A 26,888-nucleotide genomic window follows, 5' to 3' on the forward strand; every position below is an offset into this window, starting at 1 on the left:
AGCTGAAGAGGACATTCGCCGTGACCGACTCCGCCCGGCACGCAGATGTGATCGTCGTCGGGGCAGGCCCCGCCGGGGCGTCGACCGCCTACTGGTTGGCGCAGGCCGGCCTGGACGTGTTCCTGTTGGAGAAGGCCACCTTTCCCCGCGACAAGATCTGCGGCGACGGCCTCACCCCCCGCGCGGTGCGCGCGCTCATCGGCATGGGCGTCGACGTGAACGACCCGGCGTGGGGACGCAACCGGGGCCTGCGCATCTACGGCGGCGGCGTCAAGGTGGAGCTGCCGTGGCCGGAGCTCGCGAGCTTCCCCGACTTCGGGCTCGTCCGCAAACGCACCGACCTCGACCAGCTCCTCGCCGAGCACGCCGCCAAGGCCGGCGCCCAGCTGCTTCAGGGCTGCAACGTGACCGGCCCGATCGTCGACGAGCGCACCGACCGCATCGTCGGCGTCACCGCCGAACACGAGGGGGAGGAGGTCGAGTTCCGCGCGCCGCTGGTCGTCGCCGCCGACGGCAACTCGACCCGGCTGTCCCTCGCCATGGGGCTGCGGCGGCGCGAGGACCGTCCGATGGGCGTCGCGGTCCGCCGCTACTTCCAGACCCCGCGCCATGACGACGCGTTCATGGAGGCGTGGCTGGAACTGTGGGACGGTCAGCGTCTCCTGCCCGGCTACGGCTGGGTCTTCGGGGTCGGGGACGGCACGTCCAACGTCGGCCTCGGGCTCCTCAACACCAGCAAGGCGTTCCAGAACGTCGACTACCGCGGCATGTTGAAGCGCTGGTGCGCGCAGATGCCGGAGGACTGGCAGTTCGACGAGGACCACGCCACCTCCAAGATCCGCGGCGCGGCGCTGCCGATGGGCTTCAACCGGCAGCCGCACTACACCCGGGGCATGCTGCTCGTCGGCGACGCCGGCGGCATGATCAATCCGTTCAACGGGGAGGGCATCGACTACGCGCTGGAGTCCGGGCGGCTCGCCGCCGACGTCATGGTGCAGGCGCTCGCGCGCCGCACCCCCGCCCAGCGCGAACGGACGCTGTACGAGTACCCGCGCATTCTGAAGGACGAGCACGGCGGCTACTTCACGCTGGCCCGACTGTTCGTCCAGGCCATCGGCGACCCGCGCGTCATGAAGTTCCTCACCGCGCACGGCCTGCCGCACCCGACGCTGATGCGGTTCACGCTGAAGCTGCTCGCCAACCTGACCGACCCCAAGGGCGGCGACGCGATGGACCGCGTGATCAACGCGATGCAGAAGGTGGCTCCCGCGGCATGAGGCACGGCATGGAAAGGCAAGCTTCCGCAGGTGAGCGGACTACAGTGCAAGACCGACCCCCTGAGGGGAGTTCTATTGATCGCCTTGGCTAGGGTGGCGGCGGCTCGCGGAGGGGCCGACTCGTCGAGCGGAGCTCGTCCGTTGAATGGTGGTGGGTGGGGGCTGGAGGACGGTCCGTACACCGTTGTACGTCGCGAGGAGAGGCTGTAGAGACATGGATCTCTATATTCCGGTCATTGTGCTGGGGGTGCTCGCCTTCGGCTTCGCCGGGTTCTCGGTGGTGATGGCCTCGCTCACCGGGCCGAAGCGATGGAACCGGGCCAGACTCGACGCCTACGAGTGCGGAATCGAGCCGACTCCGCAGCCGGTCGGCGGCGGGCGCTTCCCGATCAAGTACTACCTGACGGCGATGCTGTTCATCGTCTTCGACATTGAGATCATCTTCCTTTACCCCTGGGCGGTCGCGTTCGACCGGATGGGGCTGTTCGGCCTTGTCGAGATGGTCCTCTTCATCGTCACCGTGCTCGTCGCGTACGCCTACATCTGGCGGCGCGGCGGTCTGGAGTGGGACTAACCATGGGTCTTGAGGAGAAACTCCCCAGCGGCTTCCTGCTGACCACGGTCGAGCAGGTGGCGGGCTGGGCGCGAAAGAGTTCGGTGTGGCCCGCGACGTTCGGGCTGGCGTGTTGCGCGATCGAGATGATGGCGACCGGTGACCCCCGGCACGACTTCTCCCGGTGGGGCATGGAGCGCGCCTCGGCGACGCCCCGGCAGGCCGACCTGATGATCGTGGCCGGCCGGGTGAGCCAGAAGATGGCCCCGGTGCTGCGCCAGATCTACGACCAGATGACCGAGCCCAAGTGGGTCATCGCGATGGGCGTGTGCGCCTCGTCCGGCGGCATGTTCAACAACTACGCCATCGTGCAGGGCGTGGACCATATCGTCCCGGTGGACATCTACCTGCCCGGCTGCCCGCCGCGCCCGGAGATGCTGCTGGACTCGATCCTGAAGCTGCACGACAAGATCCAGAACACCAAGCTCGGTCCGCAGCGCGCGAAGCAGATCGCCGAGCTCGAAGAGGCGAAGCGGCGCAGGCTGCCGCTGCTCGGACAGGGGGCGTGATGAGTTCGCAGCACCCGGAGCAGCAGGCCGAGCAGGCCGCCGACCGGCTCCCCGCGCACGCCGAGGAGGACCGCCGGGAACAGCCGGTCGTCCGCAGGGGCATGTTCGGCGCCAAGACGACGGGCGACACGTCCGGGTACGGCGGGCTCGTCATCCGGCAGAGCCCGAAGGTGTCGGCGTCCCGCCCGTACGGCGGGCCCGGCGGCACCGCCGAGCCCGGCGAGTTCGACGAGATCGCCGACGAGTTGGAGCGCGCCTACCCCGACTTCGGCGACGCCATCGAGCGGGTCGTGGTCGACCGTGGTGAGCTGACGTTCTTCGTGAAGCGCGAGCATTTGCGCGAGGTCGCGAAGACCATGCGGGACGAGCCGTCCCTGCGTTTCGAGCTGTGCTCGGGCGTGTCGGGCGTGCACTACCCGCAGGACGAGGGCGCCGAGCTGCACTCCGTCACGCACCTGCTGTCGATCACCCACAACCGGCGCGTCCGGCTGGAGACGACCTGCCCGGACGCCGACCCGCACGTCCCGTCGCTGGTGCCGGTCTACCCGACGAGCGACTGGCACGAGCGCGAGACCTACGACTTCTTCGGGATCATCTACGACGGTCATCCCGCGCTCACGCGCATCGAGATGCCCGACGACTGGGTCGGCCATCCGCAGCGCAAGGACTACCCTCTCGGCGGTATTCCCGTCGAGTACCGCGGAGCGGAGATCCCGCCGCCGGACGAAAGGCGGTCGTACGTATGAGTTCGACCAAGTACACCGAGTACGACGCCTACGCCGCCGACGAGGCGGCCGAGGGCAGGGTGTTCGACGTCGGCGGGCAGGACTGGGACAAGGTCGTCGCCGGGGCCGAGGACCTTGGCGACGAACGGCTCGTCGTCAACATGGGGCCGCAGCACCCGTCCACGCACGGCGTGCTCCGGCTGATCCTCACGCTCGACGGTGAGACGGTGAACGAGGCCCGCGTCGGCATCGGTTACCTGCACACCGGCATCGAGAAGAACATGGAGTACCGCACCTGGACGCAGGGCACCACGTTCTGCACCCGAATGGACTACCTCGCGCCGATCTTCAACGAGACGGCGTACTGCCTGAGCGTGGAGAAGCTGCTCGGCATCACCGACCAGATCCCCGAGCGGGCCCAGATCATCCGCGTGATGATGATGGAGCTGAACCGGATCTCCTCGCATCTGGTCGCGATCGCCACGTTCGGGCTGGAGCTCGGTGCGACGACCGTCATGCTGAACGGGTTCATCGAGCGCGAGTACACCCTCGACCTGTTCGAGGAGATCACGGGCCTGCGGATGAACATGGCCTACGTCCGTCCGGGCGGGGTCGCGCAGGACCTGCCGAGCGGCGCCACCAGCAAGATCCGCGACTATCTGGACCGGATGCCGAAGCGGATCCAGGCGCTGCGGAAGCTGATGGACGCCAACCCGGTGTTCCTGGCCCGCACGAAGGACGTCGCGTACCTGGACCTGACCGGCTGTATGGCGCTCGGCGTCACCGGACCCGTCCTCCGCTCGACCGGCCTGCCGTGGGACCTGCGCAAGTCGCAGCCGTACTGCGGTTACGAGACCTACGACTTCGAGGTCGCCACGCAGGACACCTGCGACGTGTACGGCCGCTACCTCGTCCGGATGGACGAGATGGAGGAGTCGCTGAAGATCGTCGAGCAGTGCCTGGACCGGCTGCAGACCGCCAAGGGCCCGGTGATGATCGAGGACAAGAAGATCGGCTGGCCCGCGCAGCTGGCGATCGGCGCGGACGGCATGGGCAACTCGCCCCGCCATATCGCGCACATCATGGGCACCTCGATGGAGGCGCTGATCCACCACTTCAAGCTGGTCACGGAGGGCTTCCGGGTCCCGGCGGGGCAGGCGTACGCGCCGATCGAGTCGCCGCGCGGAGAACTCGGCGCGCATGTGGTCAGCGACGGCGGCACTCGCCCGTACCGCGTGCACTTCCGCGAGCCGTCATTCGTCAACCTGCAGGCCACACCCGCGATGTCGGAGGGCGGCATGGTCGCCGACATCATCGCGGCGGTCGCCAGCTTGGACCCGGTGATGGGAGGCGTGGACCGATGAGCATTGCGCGTGGTTCGGCCTGCGGCATGGTCGCACCTGCCAGCTTCGCGGCGGTCGCCAGCTTGGACCCGGTGATGGGAGGCGTGGACCGATGAGCATTGCGCGTGGTTCGGCCTGCGGCATGGTCGCACCTGCCAGCTTCGCGGCGGTCGCCAGCTTGGACCCGGTGATGGGAGGCGTGGACCGATGAGCATTGCGCGTGGTTCGGCCTGCGGCATGGTCGCACCTGCCAGCTTCGCGGCGGTCGCCGGCCTCGATCCGGTCATGGGGGGAGTGGACCGATGACGTACGAACCCGACGTTCGCGCACGCCTGGAGCGGGACGCGAAGGAGATCATCGGCCGTTATCCGCGGCCGAGGTCGGCGCTGCTGCCGATGCTGCACCTGGTGCAGTCGGTGGAGGGACATGTCACGCAGGACGGCATCGAGTTCTGCGCGGAGCAGCTCGGGATCACCCCGGCGCAGGTGAAGGGCGTCGCGACGTTCTACACCCAGTACAAGAAGGCGCCGGTCGGCGAGTACCACGTCGGCGTGTGCATCAACACGCTGTGCGCGGTGATGGGCGGCGACCAGATCTGGGACGAGCTGAGCGAGCACGCCGGGGTCGGGCACGACGAGGCCACCCCGGACGGCAAGGTCAGCCTGGAGCGGATCGAGTGCAACGCGGCCTGCGACTTCGCGCCGGTGATGATGGTCAACTGGGAGTTCTTCGACAACATGACTCCCGAGAAGGCCAAGCAACTCGTCGACGACCTGCGGGCCGGTAGGCCGACGCGGCCGTCCCGTGGCGCGGAGCACCTCGCCACGTGGAAGGAGGCGTCTCGGGTGCTGGCCGGGTTCCCGGACGGACGCGCCGGAGAGGGCGTCCAGGCCGGGCCCGAGTCGCTGCGCGGTCTGGAGCTGGCCAAGGAGCGGGGCTGGACCGCACCGCGCGCGGACGTCGACCGGGAACGGCCGGAGGAACCGGTGAAGCCGGAAGAGATGGGCGAGCCGCCGCACGAGCCGGGCAAGCCCGTCACGGGTGAGGCCAAGCCCGGCAGCCAGGAGGGACGGAACCAGTGACCACGCTCACCCCCGTTCTCACCGGCAACTGGGACCAGGCCGACTCGTTCACCCGCGCGGGTTACGAACGCGACGGCGGGTACTCGGCGCTGCGCAAGGCGCTCCGGATGGAACCGGACGAGATCGTCCAGGCGGTCAAGGACTCCGGGCTCCGGGGCCGTGGCGGCGCGGGCTTCCCCACCGGCATGAAGTGGGGCTTCCTGCCGCCGACCAGCCCGAACCCGCGCTACCTCGTCGTCAACGCCGACGAGTCCGAGCCGGGGACCTGCAAGGACATCCCGCTGATGATGGCCAACCCGCATGTGCTGGTCGAGGGCGTCATCATCAGCTCGTACGCGATCAAGTCGAACCAGGCGTTCATCTACGTGCGCGGCGAGGTGCTGCACGTGATCCGCCGCCTGCACCAGGCGGTCGCGGAGGCCTACGCGGCCGGCTACCTCGGCAAGGACATCCTCGGGTCCGGCTACGACCTGGACGTCGTCGTCCACAGCGGCGCCGGGGCCTATATCTGCGGCGAGGAGACGGCGCTGCTGGACTCTCTCGAAGGGTTCCGCGGTCAGCCCAGGTTGAAGCCCCCCTTCCCCGCGGTCGCGGGCCTGTACGGCGGGCCCACTGTCATCAACAACGTCGAGTCGATCGCGTCGGTTCCCTCGATCATCGGGAACGGGCCCGACTGGTTCGCGTCGATGGGCACCGAGAAGTCGCAGGGCTTCGGGATCTTCTCGCTGTCCGGGCATGTCACCCGGCCCGGCCAGTACGAGGCGCCGCTCGGCATCACGCTGCGGGAGCTGCTCGACATGGCGGGCGGCATCCGCGAGGGGCACCGGCTGAAGTTCTGGACGCCCGGCGGATCGTCCACGCCGATCTTCACCGAGGAGCATCTGGACGTGGCGCTGGACTTCGAGTCCGTCGGCGCCGCCGGGTCGATGCTCGGTACCCGGGCCCTCCAGATCTTCGACGAGACGACCTGTGTCGTCCGGGCGGTGCTGCGCTGGTCGGAGTTCTACGCGCACGAGTCGTGCGGCAAGTGCACGCCGTGCCGTGAGGGCACCTACTGGTACAAGCTCATGCTGAAGCGGCTGGAGGCCGGTCAGGGCACCGAGGAGGACCTGGAGACGCTCCTCGACATCTCCGACAACATCCTCGGCCGCGCGTTCTGCGCCCTCGGCGACGGCGCGACGAGCCCGGTCGTGTCGTCCATCAAGCTGTTCCGGGACGAGTACCTCCAGCACTTCGAGCAGGGCGGCTGCCCCTTCGACCCGGCCAAGTCCACCCTCTGGGGAGGTGCCAAGTGACCGTCACCGACGACAAGGGGGCGGTGGAGAAGGCCGTGGAGATGGTCTCCTGCACCATCGACGGCTTCGAGATCGAGGTGCCCAAGGGCACGCTGATCATCCGGGCCGCCGAGCTGCTCGGCATCCAGATCCCCCGGTTCTGCGAGCATCCGCTGCTGGACCCGATCGGGGCGTGCCGCCAGTGCCTGGTGGAGATCCCCGACGCGGGCAACGGCCGCGGGATGCCGAAGCCGCAGGCGTCGTGCACCACCGCCGTGATGCCGGGCATGGTCGTCAAGACCCAGCTCACCTCGCCCGCGGCCGACAAGGCCCAGCACGGCATCATGGAGTTCCTGCTCATCAACCACCCGCTGGACTGCCCGGTCTGCGACAAGGGCGGCGAGTGCCCGCTCCAGAACCAGGCGATGTCGAACGGACGTGGTGAGACCCGCTTCGTGGAGACGAAGCGGACGTGGCCGAAGCCGCTTCCGTTGTCCAGCCAGGTGCTCCTCGACCGCGAACGCTGCATCCAGTGCACCCGCTGCACCCGGTTCTCCGAGCAGATCGCCGGCGACCCGTTCATCGACCTGTTCGAACGCGGCGCGAAGGAAGAGGTCGGGGTCGCCGACGACCGGCCGTTCCAGTCGTACTTCTCCGGCAACACCGTGCAGATCTGCCCGGTCGGGGCGCTGACCGGCGCCGCGTACCGGTTCCGGTCGCGTCCGTTCGACCTGGTGTCGACGCCGAGCGTGTGCGAGCACTGCGCGTCGGGCTGCGCGATGCGGACCGACCACCGGCGCGGCAAGGTCACCCGGCGGCTCGCCGGGGACGACCCGCACGTCAACGAGGAATGGAACTGCGACAAGGGCCGCTGGGCGTTCACGTACACGACGCAGCCGGATCGGCTCACGCACCCGCTCGTCCGCAACGAGGACGGCGTGCTGGAACCGGCGTCCTGGCCGGAGGCGCTCACCATCGCGGCCGAGGGGCTCGCGGCGGCGCGCGGCTCCGCGGGCGTGCTCACCGGCGGCCGCGTCACCCTTGAGGACGCCTACGCCTACGCCAAGTTCGCCCGGATCGCGCTCGGCACCAACGACGTCGACTTCCGGTCCCGCCCGCTGTCGGACGAGGAGACCCGGTTCCTCGGCTCGTCCGTCGCGGGACGTCCCATCGAGGTGTCGTACGCCGACCTGGAGAAGGCGCCCGCGGTCCTGCTCGCCGGGTTCGAGCCCGAAGAGGAGTCGCCGATCGTCTTCCTGCGGCTCCGCAAGGCGTACCGCAAGAACCGGCTGAAGGTGTACGGCGTCGCGCCGTTCGCGACGCGCGGGCTGACCAAGCTCGGCGGCACGCTGCTGGCGGCGCGGCCCGGCGCTGAGGCCGAGGCCCTCGGCGACATCGTCGGCGACTCGGGACGCGCCGACATCCGCACGCTGCTGGAGACGCCCGGCGCCGTGATCCTCGTCGGTGAGCGGCTCGCGACCAGCCCCGGCGCGCTGACGGCGGCGGTGCGGCTCGCGCAGGTGACCGGCGCGAAGCTGGCGTGGGTGCCGCGCCGGGCCGGGGAACGCGGCGCGATCGAGGCCGGGGCACTGCCCGGGCTGCTGCCGATCGGCCGTCCGGTCACCGACCCGGACGCGCGGGCGGAGGTCGCCCGCAGATGGGGCGTCGCGGAACTGCCCGCCGCGCCCGGCCGGGACACCGACGGGATCGTCGCGGCGGCCCTGGACGGTCAGGTCGGCGCGCTGCTCGTCGGCGGCGTCGACCCCTACGACCTCGCCGACCCGGACGCGATGCTGCGGGCCCTGGACGCCACCCCGTTCGTGGTGAGCCTGGAGCAGCGGCCGAGCGCGGTCACCGACCGCGCCGACGTCGTGTTCCCCGTCGCGGCCGTCGCGGAGAAGTCCGGCACCTTCGTCGACTGGGAGGGCCGTGGCCGCCAGTTCGACGTCGTGCTGAAGGCGGCGGGACGGATGGCCGACCTTCGGGTCCTGGACGCGCTCGCCGACGAGATGGACGTCCATCTGGCCCTCCCCGAACCGGCCGCGGCCCGCCGCGAACTGGCCGAACTCGGCGCCCACCGCGGTGAGCGTCCAGAGCCGCCGGGCGTCGCGCAGCCGCTGCCGCCGCACCTCGAGCGGGGCGAGGCGCTGCTGGCGACCTGGCGGCTGCTGCTCGACCGGGGCCGACTCCAGGACGGCGAGCCGTTCCTCGCGGGCACCGCCAAGGCCGCGGTCGCCCGGCTGTCGCCCGCGACGGCCGCGGAGATCGGCGCGACCGACACGGTCACGGTCTCGGGCCCGCGCGGTGAGGTCACGCTGCCGCTGGAGATCACCGCGGACCTGCCCGACCGGGTGGTGTGGCTGCCGACGAACTCGGCGGGCTGCGCGGTGCATCGTGACCTGGGCGCGGTCGCCGGCGGCGTCGTGCGGATCGCGAGCGAGAACGCTGGAGGCGTGAAATGAACCCGTCGGCCCCCGCTCAGACGCCACTGGAGGGCTTCGGCAACGACCCGTGGTGGCTGATCGGCGGCAAGGTCCTCGTCGTCTTCGCGTTCCTCGTCGTGACCGTGCTGATGACGATGTGGATAGAACGCCGCGTCATCGGCCGGATGCAGCTGCGCGTCGGCCCGAACCGCGCGGGACCGTTCGGCCTGCTCCAGGGCCTCGCGGACGGCGTGAAGCTGGCGCTGAAGGAGGACATCGTCCCCCGCCAGGTCGACAAGGTCGTGTTCGTCCTCGCGCCCGTCATGGCGGCGGTCCCCGCGTTCGTCTCGTTCGCGATCATCCCGTTCGGGCCGCAGGTGTCGATCTTCGGCCATGAGACGGCGTTGCAGCTCACCGACCTGCCGGTCGCGGTGCTGCTCGTCCTGGCGATGTCGTCGATGGGCATCTACGGCATCGTGCTGGCGGGCTGGTCGTCGATGTCGCCGTACTCGCTGCTCGGCGGGCTCCGCTCGTCCGCGCAGATGATCTCCTACGAGATCGCGATGGGCCTGTCGTTCGTCGCGGTGTTCATGTTCGCGGGCTCGATGTCCACCTCGGAGATCGTCGCGGCGCAGCAGGACAAATGGTTCGTGATCCTGCTGCTGCCGTCCTTCATCGTCTACGTGATCACGATGATGGGCGAGTCGAACCGCATCCCGTTCGACCTGCCCGAGGGCGAGGGCGAACTGGTCGGCGGGTTCCACACCGAGTACTCGTCGCTGAAGTTCGCGATGTTCTTCCTCGCGGAGTACATCAACCTCACGACGCTGTCCGCGCTCGCCACCACGCTGTTCCTCGGCGGCTGGCGCGCCCCGTTCCCGATCTCCACGGTCTGGGCGGGCGCCAACTCCGGCTGGTGGCCCGTCCTGTGGTTCCTGATCAAGATCTTCCTGTTCATCTTCTTCTTCATCTGGCTGCGCGGCACGCTCCCGCGGGTTCGCTACGACCAGCTGATGAAGCTGGGCTGGAAGGTGCTGATGCCCTTCTCGCTCGGCTGGATCCTGCTGGTCGCCACCATCCGCGCGCTGCGCAACGACGGCTACGACATGCGGCAGATCGTGATCTACGCCGCGGTGGCCGCGGCGGTGGTGCTGGTCGCCACGGTGATCTGGGAGATGGTCCGGGGCGGCGAGGACCGCAAGGAGGCCGCGCCGGGCGCGGCGGAGGCGGGCCCGCGGCCCGATCCGGCCGCCGGCGGTTTCCCGGTGCCGCCGCTGGACGCGCCCCACTACCACGGACGGGCCCGCGAGCCGGCCGGGGCTTCCACGTTCCCAACCCCTCCCGAGGAGGTCACCCGTGGGACTCACTGATTTCCTGAACCCGGTCAAGGGGTTCGGGGTCTCGTTCCACCAGATGTTCATGAAGAGCGAGACCGTTCAGTACCCCGAGGTGAAGAAGCCGACCGCCCCGCGCTTTCACGGGCGGCACCAGCTCAACCGGTGGCCGGACGGTCTGGAGAAGTGCATCGGCTGCGAGCTGTGCGCCTGGGCGTGTCCCGCCGACGCCATCTTCGTCGAGGGCGCCGACAACACCGCCGACGAGCGGTACTCGCCCGGTGAACGGTACGGCCGCACCTACCAGATCAACTATCTGCGGTGCATCCTCTGCGGGCTGTGCATCGAGGCGTGCCCGACGCGGGCGCTCACGATGACGAACGAGTACGAACTCGCCGACGACAGCCGCGAGAGCCTGATCTACACCAAGGAGATGCTGCTGGCGCCGCTGCGCGAGGGCATGGAGGCGCCGCCGCACGAGATGCGGCTCGGCGACACCGAGGAGGACTACTACCGCCTCGGCCTCCAGCAGCAGGACGACGCCGCCGCGCCGACCGCCCCGACCATCCCGTCCGAGGACGGCGGCCGGGCCAGCGTCGACCAGGCCGTGAAGCGCGAGAAGGCGAAGCGCAGAGGCGGTGAGAAGAAGTGACCTCCGCTCACCTTCTCGCCGCACCTGTACTCGCCGCAGAGGTCGCGGACAAGCAGTCCGGGGAACCGTTCTTCTTCTGGCTGCTCGCCGTCGTGTCGGTCTGCGCCGCGCTTGGCATGATCCTCGTGCGCAAGGCGGTGCACTCGGCGCTGCTGCTGGCGACCGTGATGCTGTCGCTCGCCGCGCTGTACGCGGTCCAGAACGCGCCGTTCCTGGCGTTCGTGCAGGTGATCGTGTACACCGGCGCGGTGCTGATGCTGTTCCTGTTCGTGCTGATGCTCGTCGGCGTCACGTCCACCGACTCCCTGGTGGAGACGATCCGGGGGCAACGCTTCTGGGCGGTCATCGCGGCGGTCGGGTTCGCCGTCCTGCTGACGGTCGGTCTCGGGAACGCGGCGCTGAGCAACGCGGCGGGCCTGGACCAGGCCAACGCCGAGGGCAACGTCGTGGGCCTCGCCCGGCTGCTGTTCTCCAAGTACGTGTTCGCGTTCGAGGTGACCAGCGCGCTGCTGATCACCGCGGCGCTCGGCGCGATGGTGCTGGCGCACCGGGAGCGGACGGAGCCGAAGCCGACGCAGAAGGACCTGTCCAAGGGACGGTTCCTGTCCGGCGACCACCCGGGCCCGCTGCCCGGCCCCGGCACCTACGCCCGGCACAACGCCGTCGACATGCCGGCGCTGCTGCCCGACGGGACGCCGTCCGAACTGTCGGTCAACCCGGTCATCGCCGCCCGCACCGACACCGCGGAGCGGCACGCGGACCTGTACGGCGGCACCGAGGAAGAGGCGGTCGAACGCGATGTCCGCGCCGTGCGGGCCGCGACGGAGGAGGCGAAGGACGCGGACGCCGAGTCCCGCTCCGTCAAGTCCGGGTCGCCCGCGACAGGCGGCAATCGTGAAGGCGAGGCTGGTTCATGAGTCCGGGGCACTACCTGGCGCTCTCGGCGATCCTGTTCACCATCGGAGCGCTCGGCGTCCTCGTACGCCGCAACGCGATCGTGGTGTTCATGTGCGTCGAGCTCATGCTGAACGCGACGAACCTGGCGTTCGTGTCGTTCTCCCGCATGCACGGCAACCTCGACGGCCAGATCATCGCGTTCTTCGTGATGGTGGTGGCCGCGGCGGAGGTCGTGGTCGGCCTGGCGATCATCATGACCGTCTTCCGGACCCGCAGGTCGTCGTCGGTGGACGACGTCAACCTGCTGAAGTACTGAGAGGCCGGACGGAATGAAAGCGGAAGGCATCCAGGCCGCGTCCTGGCTCCTCATCGCGCTCCCGCTCGCGGGCGCCGCGATCCTGCTGCTCGGCGGGAAGCGCACCGACAAGTGGGGGCACCTGCTCGGCGTCACCATGTCGGTCGCGTCGTTCGCGGTGGGCGCGGCGATGTTCGTGCAGATGCTCGGGTACGAGGCCGAGGAACGGCGCCGCACCCTGCACCTGTGGGACTTCATCGACGTCGGCTCGTTCAAGGTCGGCATGGACCTGCTGGTGGACCCGCTGTCCATCAGCTTCGTCCTGCTGATCACCGGAGTCGGGTCGCTGATCCACATCTACTCCATCGGCTACATGGCCGAGGACCCCGAGCGGCGCAGGTTCTTCGCCTACCTGAACCTGTTCGTCGCGGCGATGCTGCTGCTGGTGCTCGGCGAGAACTTCCTCGTCATGTTCCTCGGCTGGGAGGGCGTCGGCCTCGCCTCGTACCTGCTGATCGGGTTCTGGCAGTACAAGCCGACCGCGGCGACCGCCGCGAAGAAGGCGTTCGTCGTCAACCGTGTCGGCGACATGGGGCTGATCATCGCGATCGCGCTGATGTTCGCCACGTTCGGGACGGTCGACTACGGCTCGATCCTCGGCACCGGCGCCGAGCACGCGGGGCTCGCGACCAAGCTCAGCACCGGCACCGCCACCGCGATCGGGCTGCTGCTCCTGCTCGGCGCGTGCGGCAAGTCGGCGCAGCTGCCGCTCCAGTCGTGGCTGCTGGACGCGATGGAGGGCCCGACGCCCGTGTCGGCCCTCATCCACGCCGCGACGATGGTGACCGCCGGGGTGTACCTGATCGTCCGGTCCGGGCCGATCTTCGAGATGTCCGACACCGCGCAGCTGGTGGTGACGATCGTCGGCGCGGCCACGCTGCTGTTCGGCGCGATCATCGGGTGCGGCAAGGACGACATCAAGAAGGCCCTCGCCGGGTCGACGATGTCGCAGATCGGCTACATGCACCTCGCCGCGGGCCTCGGCCGGGCCGGGTACGTGTTCGCCATCGCGCACCTCATCGCGCACGGCTTCTTCAAGGCGGGCCTGTTCCTCGGCGCCGGTTCCGTCATGCACGGCATGAAGGACGACGTGAACATGCGCCACTACGGCGCGCTCCGCTCGGTGATGGTCCTCACCTACGGCACGTTCGGGCTCGGGTACCTCGCCATCATCGGGTTCCCGGGCCTGTCCGGCTGGTTCACCAAGGACGGCATCATCGAGGTCGCGTTCGACAAGGGCGGCACGTCCGGCGCGATCCTCGGCTCCTGCGCCCTGATCGGCGCGGGCATCACCGCGTACTACATGTCGCGGGTGATGTTCATGACGTTCTTCGGGGAGAAGCGGTGGTCGGAGGACGTCCACCCGCACGAGTCCCCGGCCGTCATGACCTGGCCGCTGATCCTGCTGGCCTTCGGGTCGGTCTTCGCGGGCGGGTTCCTCGTCCTCGGCGGGTTCGGCGACTTCATCGAACCGGTCGTCGGGGCGCCCGAGCACGCGCACGAGTTCAAGCCGCTCGCCATTCCCGGCATCGCCACCTTCGTGCTGATGGTCATCGGGGTGGCGATCGCGTGGCGGCAGTACGGCGCCCGGAAGGTGCCGCGTGAGGCGCCGAAGGGTTCGTTCGTCACCGTCGCGGCCCGCAAGGACCTGTACGGCGACGCGCTCAACGAGTCGCTGCTGATGCGTCCCGGCCAGTGGCTGACGCGGCTCGCGGTCTGGTTCGACGGGCGCGGCGTCGACGGCGCCGTGAACGGCACCGCCGCCGGGATCGGTGGGACGTCCGGCCGGTTCCGGCGCGTCCAGACCGGCTTCGCCCGCTCCTACGCCCTGTCGATGTTCGTCGGCGCCGCCCTCGTCGTCGCGACGCTCCTGGTGGTGAACGTTTCATGAGCGACTTTCCGTGGCTGAGCGTCCTCATCGCGCTGCCGCTGGTCGGCGCGGTGCTGCTCAGCGTCATCCCGCGCGAACGGGAGACGCTGGTCAAGCAGTTCGCGCTCGGTGTCTCCCTCGTCGTCGCGGCGCTCACCGGCGTCATGGCGGCGGGCTTCGACCCGGACGGCGCCCGCTTCCAGTACGAGGAGAAGTACTGGTGGATCAAGGAGTTCGGGGTCCACTGGGCGCTCGGCGTCGACGGTGTCGCGCTGGTGCTGATCCTGCTGTCGGTGATCCTCGTCCCGCTGGTGATGCTGGCGTCATGGACGCAGGACGACCGGTCCGGCGGTGTGGACGTCCCCGCGAAACGGTCCGTGAAGACGTACTTCGCGCTGCTGCTGTCCCTCGAAGCGGCCATGATCGGCGTGTTCGCCGCGACCGACGTGTTCCTGTTCTACGTCTTCTTCGAGGCGATGCTCATCCCGGTGTACTTCATCATCGGGTACTACGGCGGCGCGCAGCGTTCCTACGCGGCGGTGAAGTTCCTGCTGTACTCGCTGTTCGGCGGGCTGCTGATGCTCGTCGCGGTGATCTGGCTGTACCCGCTGTCGAGCAAGCCCACCTCTGAGGGCGGCCTTGGACGCGGCACGTTCATGTTCGACGAGCTGTCGCAGATGAACATCGACCCGACCACGGCGAAGTGGCTGTTCCTCGGCTTCTTCGTCGCGTTCGCGATCAAGGCGCCGATGGTGCCGGTGCACACCTGGCTGCCGGACGCGGCGCAGCAGTCCCCGCCCGGCGCCCTCGTGCTGATCGTCGGCGTCCTCGACAAGGTCGGCACGTACGGGATGCTGCGGTTCTGCCTGGAGCTGTTCCCCGGCGCGTCGAAGTGGGCGACGCCGGTCGTGCTCGGGTTCGCGGTGCTCAGCATCATCTACGGCGCGGTCCTCGCGATCGGGCAGGTCGACCTGAAGCGCCTCATCGCCTACACGTCGGTGTCGCACTTCGGGTTCATCGTCCTCGGCATCTTCGCGATGACGTCGCAGGGCCAGTCCGGCTCGGCGCTGTACATGGTGAACCACGGGTTCTCCACCGGCGCGCTGTTCCTCGTCATCGGCTTCATGATCGTCCGGCGGCGGTCGGCGAAGATCTCCGACTATGGCGGGGTGCAGAAGGCGGCGCCGGTCCTCGCCGGGACGTTCCTCGTCGCGGGCCTGTCCGGACTGTCGCTGCCCGGCCTGTCCACGTTCGTCTCGGAGTTCCTGGTGATCGTCGGGACGTTCGACCGCTACAAGTGGGCGGGTGCGCTCGCGGTCAGCGGTGTCGTCCTCGCCGCGATCTACATCCTGTGGATGTACCAGCGGACCATGGGCGGCCCGAAGGCCCCCGCGGTCGAGGGCATGAAGGACCTGAACGCCCGGGAGAAGTGGGCCGTCGCCCCGATCATCGCGATCATCATCGCGATGGGCGTGTTCCCGCAGCCGGTGCTGAACGTCATCAACCCGTCGGTGAAGGAGACCCTCGTCCGGGTCGAGAAACAGGACCCGGCGCCGGACATCACCGGCAATGTCGCCGAGAACGGAGCCCGCCCATGAACACCGGCGGTCAACTGAGCGCCCAGGCAGGCGCCGCCCTCGCGCCGGGGGGTGACATCCCCGCGCCGCACATCGAGTACGGGCAGCTCGCCCCGATGCTGCTCGTCTTCGGCGTCGCCGTGGTGGGCGTCCTGGTCGAGGCGTTCGTCGGGCGCCGCGCCCGCTACTACATCCAGGTGCCGCTCGCGTTCCTCGGCCTCGCCGGGGCGTTCGCCTGGACGGTCGTGCTCGGCTGGCGCGACGACCCGCACCATGTCGCCGCCGAGGGCGCCCTCGGTGTGGACGGCCCCACCCTGTTCCTCCAGGGCACCATCCTGATTCTGGCGCTCGTCAGCCTCCTGCTGATCGCCGAGCGCGGCGACGGCCGGGCGGGCGCGGTCGGCGGGCACTTCGCCGCGCAGGCGTCCGCGCTGCCCGGCTCGGAGGCCGAACAGCGCACCGCCCAGGCGGGGATCACCCAGACCGAGGTGTTCCCGCTGATGATGTTCGCCGTCGGCGGCATGATGATGTTCCCGGCGGCCAACGACCTGCTCACGATGTTCGTGGCGCTGGAGGTCCTGTCGCTGCCGCTGTACCTGCTGTGCGGGCTCGCCCGCCGGCGGCGCCTGCTGTCGCAGGAGGCGGCGGTCAAGTACTTCCTGCTCGGCGCGTTCTCCTCGGCGTTCTTCCTGTACGGCGCGGCGCTGCTGTACGGGTACGCCGGGTCGGTGCGGCTGTCGGACATCTCCGCGCAGATCGGCAAGGACGCCGGCAACGAGACGCTGCTGCTCGCCGGTGTCGCGCTGCTGTCGGTGGGGCTGCTGTTCAAGCTCGGCGGCGTCCCCTTCCACATGTGGAAGCCGGACGTGTACCAGGGCGCCCCGACGCCGATCACGGCGCTGATGGCGTCCTGCACGGTCGTGTCCGCGTTCGGCGCGATCCTGCGGGTCTACTACGTCGTGTTCGAGACCCTCGAATGGGACTGGCGGCCGTTCATGTGGGCCGTGGCGATTCTCACCATGGCGATCGGGTCGATCATCGCGATCACGCAGACCGACATCAAGCGGATGCTGGCGTACTCGTCCATCGCGCACGCCGGTTTCCTGCTCATGGGCGTGATCGCCGCGTCGCCGAACGGCCTGTCCAGCACCCTGTTCTACCTGCTGGCCTACGGATTCACCTCCGTCGGCGCGTTCGCGGTCGTCACGATGGTGCGGGACGCGGGCGGCGAGGCGGGCCACCTGTCGCGGTGGGCGGGGCTCGGCAAGCGGTCCCCGGTCGTCGCGGGCGTGTTCGCCTTCTTCCTGCTCGCCTTCGCGGGAATTCCGCTGACCAGCGGGTTCACCGGGAAGTTCGCGGTGTTCAAGGCGGCCGTGGAGGAGGGCGCGACCCCGCTCGTCATCGTCGCGGTCGTGTCGTCGGCCGTCGCCGCGTTCTTCTACGTCCGTGTGATCGTCGTCATGTTCTTCAGCGAGCCGGACGCGGACGGGCCGGTCGTCGTGGCCGGGCCCGCCACCGCGGTCGCGGTCGCGCTCGGCGTGACGGCTACTGTGGTACTCGGCGTGCTCCCACAGCCCGTGTTGGACCTTGCGGGACAGGCCACGACCCACATGTTCGTCCGGTAGGGAGACCTGGGTGAGCCACCCGTCCACCGAGAGACCCGGCGGGCCGGAGGAGACCGGCCCGTTCGGGCTCTCCCTCGACGCCGCGCTCGCGGCCGACGCCACGAAGCGTCTCGGCGCCGTCGAGACGCTGCTCCTCGACTGCGTGCGCGGCGAGGACCCGCTGCTCACCGACGCGTCCAAACACCTTCTGGAGGCGGGCGGTAAGCGGTTCCGGCCGATGCTGGTGCTGCTCGCGTCCCACTTCGGCGACCCGTCGGCGCCGGGCATCGTCCCGGCCGCCGTCGTCGTCGAGCTGACGCACCTCGGCACCCTCTACCACGACGACGTGATGGACGAGGCGACCGTCCGGCGCGGCCAGCCGTCGGCGAACCTGCGCTGGACGAACACCGTCGCGATCCTCACCGGCGACTACCTGTTCGCCCGCGCGTCCGACCTGCTCGCCGACCTCGGACCCGACGCGGTCCGCATCCAGGCCCGCGCGTTCGGCCGGCTCGTCCGCGGCCAGATCCAGGAGACCGTCGGGCCCGCCCCGGGGGCCGACCAGCTGGAGCACTACCTCCAGGTCGTCGCCGACAAGACCGGCTCGCTCATCGCGGTCTCGGGTCATTTCGGGGCGCTGCTCGCGGGCGCTCCGCCGGAGGTCGTACGGACCGTCACGTCCGCGTGCGAGAAGATCGGCATCGCGTTCCAGCTGTCCGACGACATTCTCGACATCGCGTCCGAGACGGAGGAGTCCGGCAAGACACCGGGCACCGACCTCCGCGAGGGCATCCGCACCCTGCCGGTGCACCACGTGTTCGGCGGTGTCGGCTTCGGCCCGGACGACGCCCGGCTCCGGGAACTCCTCGTCCAGGACCTGACCGACGACGCGCTGCACGGTGAGGCGCTCGCCCTGCTGCGCGCCCACCCGGCCATGGACCGCGCCCGCGCCGACCTGCGCCGGTGGGCCGAGGACGCCCGCCGGGAGCTGCTCACCCTGCCCGCCATCCCCGCCCGGGACGCGCTGACCCACCTCTGCGACTACGTCGTCTCCCGGACGGGCTGAGCCGCCGCGGCCGCTCAGGCCTTCTGGGGCTCGGCCTCGGTGAGTCCGCGGTACTTCATGGCATGCAGGACGAGGTTGATCAGAACCTGCTTGCAGGACTCCAGGCTGCGGGCGTCGCAGAGCATCACCGGGACCTTCGGGCCCAGGTTGAGCGCCATCTCGATCTCGGCGAGCTCGTACTGTTTCGCGCCCTCGAAGCAGTTGACGGCGACGACGAACGGCGTCTTGCGGCGCTCGAAGTAGTCGACCGAGGGGAAACAGTCGGACAGGCGGCGCGTGTCGGCGAGGACGACGGCGCCGAGCGCGCCGAGCGTGACCTCGTCCCACATGAACCAGAAGCGTTTCTGGCCGGGGGTGCCGAACAGGTAGAGGACGTACTCGTCCCGCATCGTGATGCGGCCGAAGTCCATCGCGACCGTGGTGGTGTCCTTGCGTTCCACGCCCGCGACGTCGTCCACGCCGATGCTCTGGTCGGTGAGGAGTTCCTCGGTGCGCAGCGGCCGGGTCTCGGAGACCGTCCCCACCATGGTGGTCTTGCCGACCCCGAAACCGCCCGCGATCACTATCTTCACCGCGGTGGGGAGCCGGCGGGCGCGCACACCGCGGTTCGGCGCGTCGCGTCTAGAGGGCCCGGAGACCATCGATCACCGCCTTGTAGAGCCTGATGTCGTGCATGTCCGCCTCCGGTTCCGGTTCCTGCAGGGAGACGAACCCCTTGTCGAGCAGATCGCCGAGCATCACCCGCACGGTAGCGACGGGAAGGTCGAGGTGTCCGGTGAGTTCGGCGACCGACATCACGTTCTGGCAGAGCCGGATGATCGCCAGATGTTCGGGCCCCAGCCCGATCGTGGTGTCGGGTTCCACACCGACCGCGACCACCAGCGTGATCAGGTCGAATTTGCCATGGGACGGCTCGATGCGACCGCTCGTCATCACATACGGGCGCACCATGGGGCCGGCCCGGTCGTCGAGCCAGCGTTCGGCGTTCTCCGGCGCCGGTGCAGGCGCGGGCGGCTGCGGCGGGTCCTCGGACCAGAAGTCTGGCGTGGGGTCCTCGGGGGGCATCATGTGGAGCGTGCCTCCGTGGCGACCTCCGCGCGGGACGGAGACGTGAGGTGGTGCCCCATCGCCGTGACGAGCATGGCCATCTCGTAGGCGATGAGGCCCACGTCGGCGTCCTCCTCGGCCAGCACCGCCAGGCACGCGCCCTTGCCCGCCACCGTCACCAGCAGGTACGCCGACTGCATCTCGACGATCGTCTGCCGGACCGGCCCACCACCGAACCTGGTTCCCGCCCCCTTGGCGAGGCTCTGGATTCCCGCGGCGACGGCGGCGAGATGCTCCCCGTCGTCCTGGGTCATGCCCTCCGACGCCGCCATGAGCAGGCCGTCCGCCGACAGGACGACGGCGCTACGGGCATGCGGCAACCGGTGGACGAGGTCGTCCAGCAACCATCCCAGATCGGATGCGGAACCGGTCTTCTGCGTCACTGATCTTCCTCGCCTTCCGCTGCGTTGCTGTGGTCACGCTGCTGCGTCCGGGCGGCGTCAGAGCGGCCCTGCCTGCTGCCGCGCTGATAGGAGCCCATGATCCGCTGGATTTCCTCGGGAGAGCGGCCGGGGTCGTCAGGCTCCTCCGGCTCTTCGGTGACGACCGGTTCGTCGGTGCGCAAGGGTTCGGCAAGGTTCGCCTGCGGCACCCGGACGGGAAGACCGGACGGGGTGGTGGAGATGTCGGGCACGGGTGGCTGGTCCTCCGACTGGGGGTGCTGGTCGTCCTCCGGCAGGGGCCGCGGATCCGGGGGACCCGGGTCCGTTCGAGGCGCCGGATCACCCTGGGGCGCCGGGGCGGCCTGGATCGGTTCGACGATCGGTTCGACGATCGGTTCGACGATCGGCTCGGCGGTCGGTTCGGCCTGGGACGGCCGGTCGACGCGGGCCGGCGGCACCGCCATCAGCGCGGGCGGGGCGGTCGGTGAGGAGGCGACCGCCGAGTGGTGCGTTCCCGTCGTGGCGCCGACCGTGGTGGGTCGGCGGACCTCCAGCCCGTTCTGGGTGGTGGCGCGGACCGGGGCCGGTTTCTCCTCGACGACGAGTTCCCTGGGAATGACGATGACGGCCGTGGTCCCGCCGTAGGCGGAGCGCTTCAGCGAGACCTGCACGTTGTACCGCTCGGCGAGCTTGCTGACCACGAACAGGCCGAGCTGGACGGAGCTCTGCAGGTTGAAGTCGGGCGGGTTCGCGATCCGCTCGTTGATCTCGGCGAGCTTCTCGTCGGTCATGCCGAGCCCGCGGTCCTCGATGTCGATGGCGTAGCCGCTGGCGACGAGGTGCCCGCCGACCTGGACGATCGTGTCCGGCGGGGAGAACGACAGCGCGTTCTCGATCAGCTCGGCGAGCAGGTGGGTGATGTCGCCGACCGCGCGTCCGACCAGCTCGACCGGGCCGAACGGCAGCACGGTGACGCGGGTGTAGTCCTCGACCTCGCCGACCGCGGCGCGGACGACGTCCACCATCGGGACGGAGTTGCGCCAGCCGCGGGCGGGCAGCGCGCCGGACAGCACGATGAGGTTCTCGGCGTTGCGCCGCATCCGGGTCGCGAGATGGTCGAGCCGGAACAGCTCCTCCAGCTCCTTGACCTCGATGTCGCGGCGGCGCTCCATGGTGTCGAGCATGGCGAGCTGCCGGTGCACGAGGGTCTGGGTGCGGCGGGCCAGGCTGAGCAGGACGTCCCGGATGCCGCGGCGCAGTTCGGCCTGCTCGACGGCGGTGCGGATCGCGGTCTCCTGGACGACGTTGAACGCCCGCCCCACCTGCCCGATCTCGTCGGTGCCGAACTCCAGCGGCGGCGCTTCGAGCGCGACGTCCACCTTCTCGCCGTGCCCGAGGCGTTCGACGACGCCGGGCAGCCGCTGCTCGGCCAGTTCCCGCGCCGCGTTGCGGAGCCGTTCGAGCTGCCGCACCAGCGCACGCGCGGTGGTGATCGACACGATGACGGACGCGATGACCGCGAGCAGCCCGAGCCCACCGGCGAGCGCCAGCCGGATGATGACGCCGAGGGCGATCGGTTTGGCGCGTTCGACCAGCCGGTCGCCGGCGTTCTGGATGGTGGTGCGCATCTCGGCGAGCGCGGGTTCGGTGGTCGTCCGCCACTCCTCGGCGGTGACCCGGAACCGGGGGACGGGCCTGCCCGGCCTGGCCCGCGAGAGCAGGGCGTCTTCTAGGGCCCTGACCTCCGCGAGCCTCTTGTTGCCGGTCAGCTCGATCCAGGCCCGCCGGTCGGCGGGTTCGAGGTCGACCATGGCACGGTCGAAATGCAGCCGCCGGGCGCCGACGGTCTGGGCGATCTCCAACTGGTCGGCGGTGGTGTACCGGCCGGTCGCGAGCACCCCGGCGATGACCGCGTCCTCGTGGGCCAGCAGTTCCCAGGACCGGTTGACGGCGATCTCCGCGCGCAGTGCGGTGGTGAAGCCCCTGTCGTCGAGCGTGGTCGTTCCGTCGTACATACGGAAGATCGACTCGATGGCCGCGGAGTAGATCTGGATGACCTTGCGGCGGTCGGCGGTCCCGGTGTCGATCGCCTGGCGGTCCTGGTCGAGGCCGCGCAGCAGTTCGACCATGTCGTCCAGCCGTTCGTCCATGGCGTCGTCCGCGGCGCGGTGGACGGACCCGCTGTTGGCCCGTTCGATCACCACGGACCGTTCCCGGTCGGTACGGGCGCGTTGGGCCGCGAGCAGGTCGGGACGGCGCTGTCCGGACGCGATCAGCGTCACCGTGAGGCGGCGTTCGTGTTGGAGTTCGACGAGCAGCGGGTCGCTCGGGCCCACCACGCTGTCGAGGGTGCTCACGAACAGCAGATTCACACCTTCGCGCAACGTCACCCAGGCGGCGAAGGCCCATAGCGCGGTCATGGAGACCAGCAGGGCCACAATCTTGGTCCGCAGCCGTGAGTTGCGGAAACGCATGATGATCGCCCCAACAATTGTCAAGGTGTCCGCAATGCGAGGGTGCTCTGGCCCGGCTGCGAGACACTGGTGGCGGTGAGTGCGGGTGGCGCTCTGCCGGGTGACCGGTCAGCGCACCGCTGAACCTTACCAACGCCACCAAATCACCTCAAGGTGAATGGTTTACCTTTCCCAGGTCGGGACGTGGCGGTAGCGGAGTGGAGTGATGCAATTCACTTTCTGGAAACGTGGATGTCAGCTACTTCGTACCGGGCGAGGTGAAGAGCGCTGAGAACCGCCGCCTGCACGATCGTTATAGGACGATATAGGTCCTTATCGTGCCAAAGAGGTGGTTTGTCGGAGTCGATGTCCCCGAACCCGCTGGTCGAAGCCGTGCGCACGGCCGCGCGTAGGTAGGCGGTGCCGCGCCGTACGGCTCGTCCGACCGCCGCCGTCCGTGCGGGGTCGCGTCCGGCCCGGGGGAGAGTCAGGATCTGGACGGCGTAGGCGGTCTCCTCGGCCGTGCCGCCCCATCGTCCCCATGAACCGTCGGCGAGTTGTCCGTCCAGCACCCATCCGGCCGCGCGATCCACGGCGTCCGCCGATTCCGGCCCGCCGAACGCGTTCAACGCCAATGCGCAGCAGGCGGTGGCGTACATCGGTGAGGCATGCCAGCGGTCCTCCCACCGACCGTCCTCCTTCTGCCGGTCGATCAGCCATGAGGTCACTTTTCGGATGGTCGCCACGTAACGTTTACGAGGTCCGGTATCCGCACACTGCAAGTAATGGCCGAACGCTTCTAGGACGTGGGCGTTGGTCGTGACCGAGCGCCCGTTTTCACCGGGCCAACTGCAGAAATGCGTGTCCGTTTCGTACTGCCAGAGCAGGTCGGGCGGGTGCGGTTCACCGAGCAGTGAGAGCGCGTAAAGAAGACCGGAACTCGTGTCGGCGTCGCGTGGCAGGCCCGGCCCGCCCGGTGCCCCGTCCTCCCCGAGCGCCGCCCGCATCTGGCCGAGCAACTCCGGCGGCACGCTGAGCGGAATTCCGGCCCGCGCGAGCCAGCTCAGCACCCAGCCGCGCTCGAAGTTGGTCATCGGCACCGTCACGGGCACCGGGCCGTCATGCTGCTCGACGGCCGCCTCCAGATAGCGTCGCACCGGTGCCTCGTCGCGTGGGCCACGGCCGCAGTGCGCGGTCCGGACGCCCTGCGCGGCGCGAGGCCCGCCCAGCCAGGCGGCCGTGGCCGCGGTCGACGCGCCGACGGTCGCGAAAGTCTTGCGCTCGTCCTCTGGGCCCGGCACCGGACGCGCCGGTATGGGGATCGACACGGGACGGACCGCGCGGGCACGTCCCGCGACGGGGCCCGCGATCTCCAGGGCGTGCAGCATCTTCGGCGGTACGGCTCCGCCCGTGCCGAGATGGTCCCGGACGGCGGCGACGACCGCGCCGTCCATTCCCGCGGGCGGGCTCAGCCGGCCGCTCGGACACCAGAGGGCCAGGGCGCCGGGCGCGTGCGGGCGCAGCCGGTCGAGATGCCCGTTGATCTGCTCGACGAGCACCGGGGTGATGTGTTCGATGGCCGGGACGTCCGGGTAGTCCGCGGCCTTGCTGCCGTCGAGGCGGCGCGCCAGGGTTCGCAGTGCCCTGCCGACCGCCCGCACGATCTCGGTGTGCAGCGGACAGTACGGCCGGAGTCTTTCGTGCGGACGCAGGGTGGAGAGAAGGGCCTCGCTCGCGCTCAGTGTCGGGACGAGCGCGTATCCGGGGTCGGGTGGGCCCCATGTGCCGTCCCGCCGCTGCGTGTCCAGCAGGAACCGGAGCCGTCGAGCGTGTCCGGTCAGCCATGGGGCGAGGCTCACCAGCCGTCCGGTCTCGTACACCGACGGGGAGGACCGTCCCCATGGTTCGTGGACGAGCCCGGTCACCAGCGCGGCCGCGGCCGCGGTCAGATCGTCGGGGTCGGACGCGACCGTGTCGGTGGACGCCGGATTCGCCTCTTCAACGGTCACAGTGACCCCCAGTAGTCGCTCAGGCCGTAGAACCCGGTGCTGTAGCCGATCTGTCGTTCGAGGTAGGCGACCGCGTCTGGGCAGTCGGCCCGAAGCGGCCGGAGCAGTTCCCGGCAGCGCGCCACGATCTCGTCGATCCTGGCGGTGATCGTGGCGCGGTCCACACCGAGCATCTGGGCGTTCAAATCGCCCCATGTCATGTCGCGCTCGTAGGTCGCCAGGTCGTTCAGCAGCCGGAGGACGCGTTGCACCTCCCGGCTCACGACCTGGAGTTCACCGATGTGGGCGAGGACGCCCTCGTCGGCGTGGACGATCCAGTGCGAGACGTTCACCCAGGCCGAGCCGTAGTTGTCGGCGTTGTCCAGGTACTCGTCGAAGGTGGGCCAGTTCGCCCGGTCACCCGACTTCCACGTCCACTCCCGGGCCCCGCACTCCAGCAGCCTGCGGAGCTGCGCCAGCCAGTCGTCGCGCAACACCTCGAAGGCGGACGACTTCGCGGCGTCGTCCCGGATCTCGGCCAGGAAACGGGTGAGGCCGTCCCCCGGCACGGGCGGGCCGCCGGCCGCGACGGCGAGGCAACGCCGGTTGACGTCGTCGACGACGGACCGTTCCGCGGCGACATGATCCACCAGCCAGTCCAGGCCGAAGATCCACAGCGAGGTACGGGCCGCCATCCGGATGCCGGCCGCGTCGAGGTCCGGCGACCCGAACGCGTTCGCGCAGGCGACCGCGTTGAACAGCGTCTCGTCGATCGGCTTGGCGTCGAACAGGTCGGGGTAGGCCGCGGCGCGGTCGGCGAGATCGCGGGCGCATCTCACGGCCCGGGCCATGACCAGCCCGGCGTCGCGCGCTTCCGTGAGTGCGTCCGGCCGCGTCACCTCTCCCGCCCGACGGGCGTCAGCGTCATCTCCAGCGACTGCCGCGGGCGCAGGGTCGCGCCGATACGGGGCATGGCCGGGATCGTCTCCGAGAGGGAGGGGCGGAATCGGCTGAGAATGCTCGTCAGGATCATCTGCGCCTCGACGTTGAACACATGCCGGCCGAGGCATTGGTGCGGTCCACCACCGAACGGGAAGTAGGCGTAGCGGTGCCGCTTGCGGGAGTTCTCGGGCGTGAACCGCTCCGGGTCGAACTCCAGCGGCCGGTCCCACACCGACGCCAGCCGGTGGGTGAGGAACGGACTGATGAGCACGGGATCGCCCGGCTCGATGGGGACGCCGCCGAGCACGGTCGGCCTGGTCGCCATGCGCGGGAACATCCAGCCGACGGGATAGAGGCGCAGGAGTTCCTGGACGACCCGGGACACGTACGGCAGGTCGGGCAGGTGCTCCGGACGGACGCGTGCGCCGCCGACGACGCCGTCGATCTCCGCGACCAGCCTCTCCTCGACGTCCGGGTGGTCGTGCAGCAGCGGCCACAGCCAGGTCAGCGCCAGCGTCGTCGTCTCGGTGCTGGTGGCGAACATGGCGAGCAGGTTGTCGCGGATCCACCGGTCGTCGGGCGGGCCGCCGTCCTCGGTCGGGGCCTGGCAGAGCGCGGTGAAGATGTCGCTGCCGTCGCCCGGATCGTCCCGGTACCGTGCCACGAGGTCGAAGAGCACCTCGTCCATCACCCGGACGGCGTCCTTGAACGCCCGGTCACCGGGCAGCGGGATCGCCCGCGGGACGAACGGCAACAGGAACCGGAAAGAGATCGACGTCGCGATCTGGTCGAACGTGGGTATCAGCCGGTCGGCGTCGGCGGGCGAGATCTTGTCGCCGAACAGGACCTTGATCACGGTCTCGTTGACGATGCGGCCCATCTCCGGCAGCACGTCGATCGGCCGCCCCTCCCGGGCCGGTTCGTCGAGCGCGTCGACGGCGTCGTTGATCGCCTCGGCCATCAGCCCGGTGAGCCTGTTGACATTGCGCGTGGTGAACACCGGCTGCAGGGTCCGCTTGCTGTGCTCCCACTCGGCGCCCTCGGCGAGGATGCTGTCGCCCATGAGGTCGCGCAGCGGGCGCCAGAAGACGCCGTCCCGCTGGAAGTTCTCCGCCTCGCGCCGGAGCACCTGCTGCACATGGTCGGGATGGGTGGCGAGGTAGGGGCGCGATGCGCCGAGGTCCAGCCGGATGAGCCGGCCGTCTCCCGCCGTGCTGATCCGCTCCAACTGCTGGAGCGGGTCGCGGACGAACCCGGCGACCGTGCGATAGAGCGGGAAGTTCTTGGGCTTCTGGCGTGAAACCGCGCCGACGTCAACGGACATGTACCGATGGCCCCTCGGGTTAAGCGTCGCGTCCTGTGGCTTGCGCACGAGGAGGTCCGCCACCCGCAGCACAGGCTCGGTCACACTCCC

At 69.7% G+C, this 26,888-nt stretch carries 23 protein-coding genes; 16 read left to right on the forward strand and 7 right to left on the reverse strand.

The annotated features are described in order from the left end of the window. Window positions 1-2 precede the first annotated feature (2 nt). The 16 genes from BZB76_RS26080 (at window position 3) to BZB76_RS26155 (ending at window position 18,601) form a co-directional block, all read left to right on the forward strand. Window positions 3-1,277: a geranylgeranyl reductase family protein gene (locus BZB76_RS26080; RefSeq protein WP_281273922.1), complete on the forward strand. Its 1,275-nt coding sequence runs from the start codon at window positions 3-5 to the stop codon at window positions 1,275-1,277. Between the two features lie 214 nt (window positions 1,278-1,491). Continuing rightward, on the forward strand, window positions 1,492-1,851 hold the full coding sequence (locus BZB76_RS26085) for an NADH-quinone oxidoreductase subunit A (RefSeq protein ID WP_117401193.1): 360 nt from the start codon (window positions 1,492-1,494) through the stop codon (window positions 1,849-1,851). Window positions 1,852-1,853: 2 nt separating this feature from the next. Next, window positions 1,854-2,399 (forward strand): NuoB/complex I 20 kDa subunit family protein, encoded by a 546-nt coding sequence (locus BZB76_RS26090; protein ID WP_117401194.1) that lies wholly within the window; start codon window positions 1,854-1,856, stop codon window positions 2,397-2,399. After that, complete coding sequence (locus BZB76_RS26095) at window positions 2,399-3,145, forward strand: NADH-quinone oxidoreductase subunit C (RefSeq protein ID WP_121437456.1); 747 nt, start codon at window positions 2,399-2,401, stop codon at window positions 3,143-3,145. Before BZB76_RS26090 ends, BZB76_RS26095 begins: the two co-directional genes overlap by 1 nt. Continuing rightward, entirely contained in the window at window positions 3,142-4,488 is a 1,347-nt protein-coding gene (locus BZB76_RS26100) for an NADH-quinone oxidoreductase subunit D (protein WP_121437071.1), read from the forward strand. The genes BZB76_RS26095 and BZB76_RS26100 overlap by 4 nt, the downstream gene beginning before the upstream one ends. A gap of 281 nt (window positions 4,489-4,769) precedes the next feature. Beyond that, window positions 4,770-5,549, forward strand: a complete 780-nt coding sequence (gene nuoE / locus BZB76_RS26105) for an NADH-quinone oxidoreductase subunit NuoE (RefSeq protein ID WP_121437072.1) — start codon at window positions 4,770-4,772, stop codon at window positions 5,547-5,549. Beyond that, window positions 5,546-6,844: an NADH-quinone oxidoreductase subunit NuoF gene (nuoF, locus tag BZB76_RS26110; protein ID WP_121437073.1), complete on the forward strand. Its 1,299-nt coding sequence runs from the start codon at window positions 5,546-5,548 to the stop codon at window positions 6,842-6,844. The genes nuoE and nuoF overlap by 4 nt, the downstream gene beginning before the upstream one ends. Continuing rightward, on the forward strand, window positions 6,841-9,285 hold the full coding sequence (locus BZB76_RS26115) for an NADH-quinone oxidoreductase subunit G (RefSeq protein ID WP_121437074.1): 2,445 nt from the start codon (window positions 6,841-6,843) through the stop codon (window positions 9,283-9,285). Before nuoF ends, BZB76_RS26115 begins: the two co-directional genes overlap by 4 nt. Beyond that, the gene (nuoH, locus tag BZB76_RS26120; RefSeq protein WP_121437075.1) at window positions 9,282-10,616 is read left to right on the forward strand and encodes an NADH-quinone oxidoreductase subunit NuoH; all 1,335 of its coding nucleotides are present in this window, start codon (window positions 9,282-9,284) and stop codon (window positions 10,614-10,616) included. The genes BZB76_RS26115 and nuoH overlap by 4 nt, the downstream gene beginning before the upstream one ends. After that, window positions 10,603-11,232, forward strand: coding sequence for an NADH-quinone oxidoreductase subunit NuoI (gene nuoI, locus BZB76_RS26125; RefSeq protein ID WP_121437076.1), 630 nt, complete (start codon window positions 10,603-10,605; stop codon window positions 11,230-11,232). The genes nuoH and nuoI overlap by 14 nt, the downstream gene beginning before the upstream one ends. Then, the gene (locus BZB76_RS26130; protein ID WP_121437077.1) at window positions 11,229-12,149 is read left to right on the forward strand and encodes an NADH-quinone oxidoreductase subunit J; all 921 of its coding nucleotides are present in this window, start codon (window positions 11,229-11,231) and stop codon (window positions 12,147-12,149) included. Before nuoI ends, BZB76_RS26130 begins: the two co-directional genes overlap by 4 nt. Further along, window positions 12,146-12,445, forward strand: coding sequence for an NADH-quinone oxidoreductase subunit NuoK (nuoK, locus tag BZB76_RS26135; protein ID WP_117401203.1), 300 nt, complete (start codon window positions 12,146-12,148; stop codon window positions 12,443-12,445). Before BZB76_RS26130 ends, nuoK begins: the two co-directional genes overlap by 4 nt. A gap of 13 nt (window positions 12,446-12,458) precedes the next feature. Beyond that, window positions 12,459-14,375, forward strand: coding sequence for an NADH-quinone oxidoreductase subunit L (gene nuoL / locus BZB76_RS26140; protein ID WP_121437078.1), 1,917 nt, complete (start codon window positions 12,459-12,461; stop codon window positions 14,373-14,375). Further along, window positions 14,372-15,952, forward strand: a complete 1,581-nt coding sequence (locus BZB76_RS26145) for an NADH-quinone oxidoreductase subunit M (protein WP_121437079.1) — start codon at window positions 14,372-14,374, stop codon at window positions 15,950-15,952. Before nuoL ends, BZB76_RS26145 begins: the two co-directional genes overlap by 4 nt. Continuing rightward, on the forward strand, window positions 15,949-17,556 hold the full coding sequence (gene nuoN, locus BZB76_RS26150; protein ID WP_121437080.1) for an NADH-quinone oxidoreductase subunit NuoN: 1,608 nt from the start codon (window positions 15,949-15,951) through the stop codon (window positions 17,554-17,556). Before BZB76_RS26145 ends, nuoN begins: the two co-directional genes overlap by 4 nt. Window positions 17,557-17,566: 10 nt before the next feature. Then, complete coding sequence (locus tag BZB76_RS26155; protein ID WP_121437081.1) at window positions 17,567-18,601, forward strand: polyprenyl synthetase family protein; 1,035 nt, start codon at window positions 17,567-17,569, stop codon at window positions 18,599-18,601. Between the two features lie 14 nt (window positions 18,602-18,615). Here the strand turns inward: BZB76_RS26155 and BZB76_RS26160 are convergent, their stop codons facing one another. From BZB76_RS26160 to BZB76_RS26190, 7 genes are all read right to left on the reverse strand, one after another. Then, window positions 18,616-19,242 carry a GTP-binding protein gene (locus BZB76_RS26160; RefSeq protein WP_121437082.1) on the reverse strand — a complete coding sequence of 209 codons (627 nt, stop codon included), beginning with the start codon at window positions 19,240-19,242 and terminating at the stop codon, window positions 18,616-18,618. Continuing rightward, complete coding sequence (locus BZB76_RS26165; protein WP_121437083.1) at window positions 19,223-19,669, reverse strand: DUF742 domain-containing protein; 447 nt, start codon at window positions 19,667-19,669, stop codon at window positions 19,223-19,225. Before BZB76_RS26165 ends, BZB76_RS26160 begins: the two co-directional genes overlap by 20 nt. Then, window positions 19,666-20,091 carry a roadblock/LC7 domain-containing protein gene (locus tag BZB76_RS26170; protein WP_121437084.1) on the reverse strand — a complete coding sequence of 142 codons (426 nt, stop codon included), beginning with the start codon at window positions 20,089-20,091 and terminating at the stop codon, window positions 19,666-19,668. Before BZB76_RS26170 ends, BZB76_RS26165 begins: the two co-directional genes overlap by 4 nt. Then, the gene (locus BZB76_RS26175; protein ID WP_121437085.1) at window positions 20,088-22,565 is read right to left on the reverse strand and encodes a sensor histidine kinase; all 2,478 of its coding nucleotides are present in this window, start codon (window positions 22,563-22,565) and stop codon (window positions 20,088-20,090) included. Before BZB76_RS26175 ends, BZB76_RS26170 begins: the two co-directional genes overlap by 4 nt. Window positions 22,566-22,777: 212 nt before the next feature. Then, on the reverse strand, window positions 22,778-24,553 hold the full coding sequence (locus BZB76_RS26180; protein ID WP_246007217.1) for a prenyltransferase/squalene oxidase repeat-containing protein: 1,776 nt from the start codon (window positions 24,551-24,553) through the stop codon (window positions 22,778-22,780). Next, window positions 24,550-25,431 (reverse strand): terpene synthase family protein, encoded by an 882-nt coding sequence (locus tag BZB76_RS36095; RefSeq protein WP_121437086.1) that lies wholly within the window; start codon window positions 25,429-25,431, stop codon window positions 24,550-24,552. Before BZB76_RS36095 ends, BZB76_RS26180 begins: the two co-directional genes overlap by 4 nt. Beyond that, window positions 25,428-26,798: a cytochrome P450 gene (locus BZB76_RS26190; protein ID WP_121437087.1), complete on the reverse strand. Its 1,371-nt coding sequence runs from the start codon at window positions 26,796-26,798 to the stop codon at window positions 25,428-25,430. Before BZB76_RS26190 ends, BZB76_RS36095 begins: the two co-directional genes overlap by 4 nt. Window positions 26,799-26,888 lie beyond the last annotated feature (90 nt).

The organism is Actinomadura pelletieri DSM 43383, assembly GCF_003634705.1.
In the GTDB taxonomy this organism is placed as follows: Bacteria; Actinomycetota; Actinomycetes; order Streptosporangiales; family Streptosporangiaceae; genus Spirillospora; species Spirillospora pelletieri.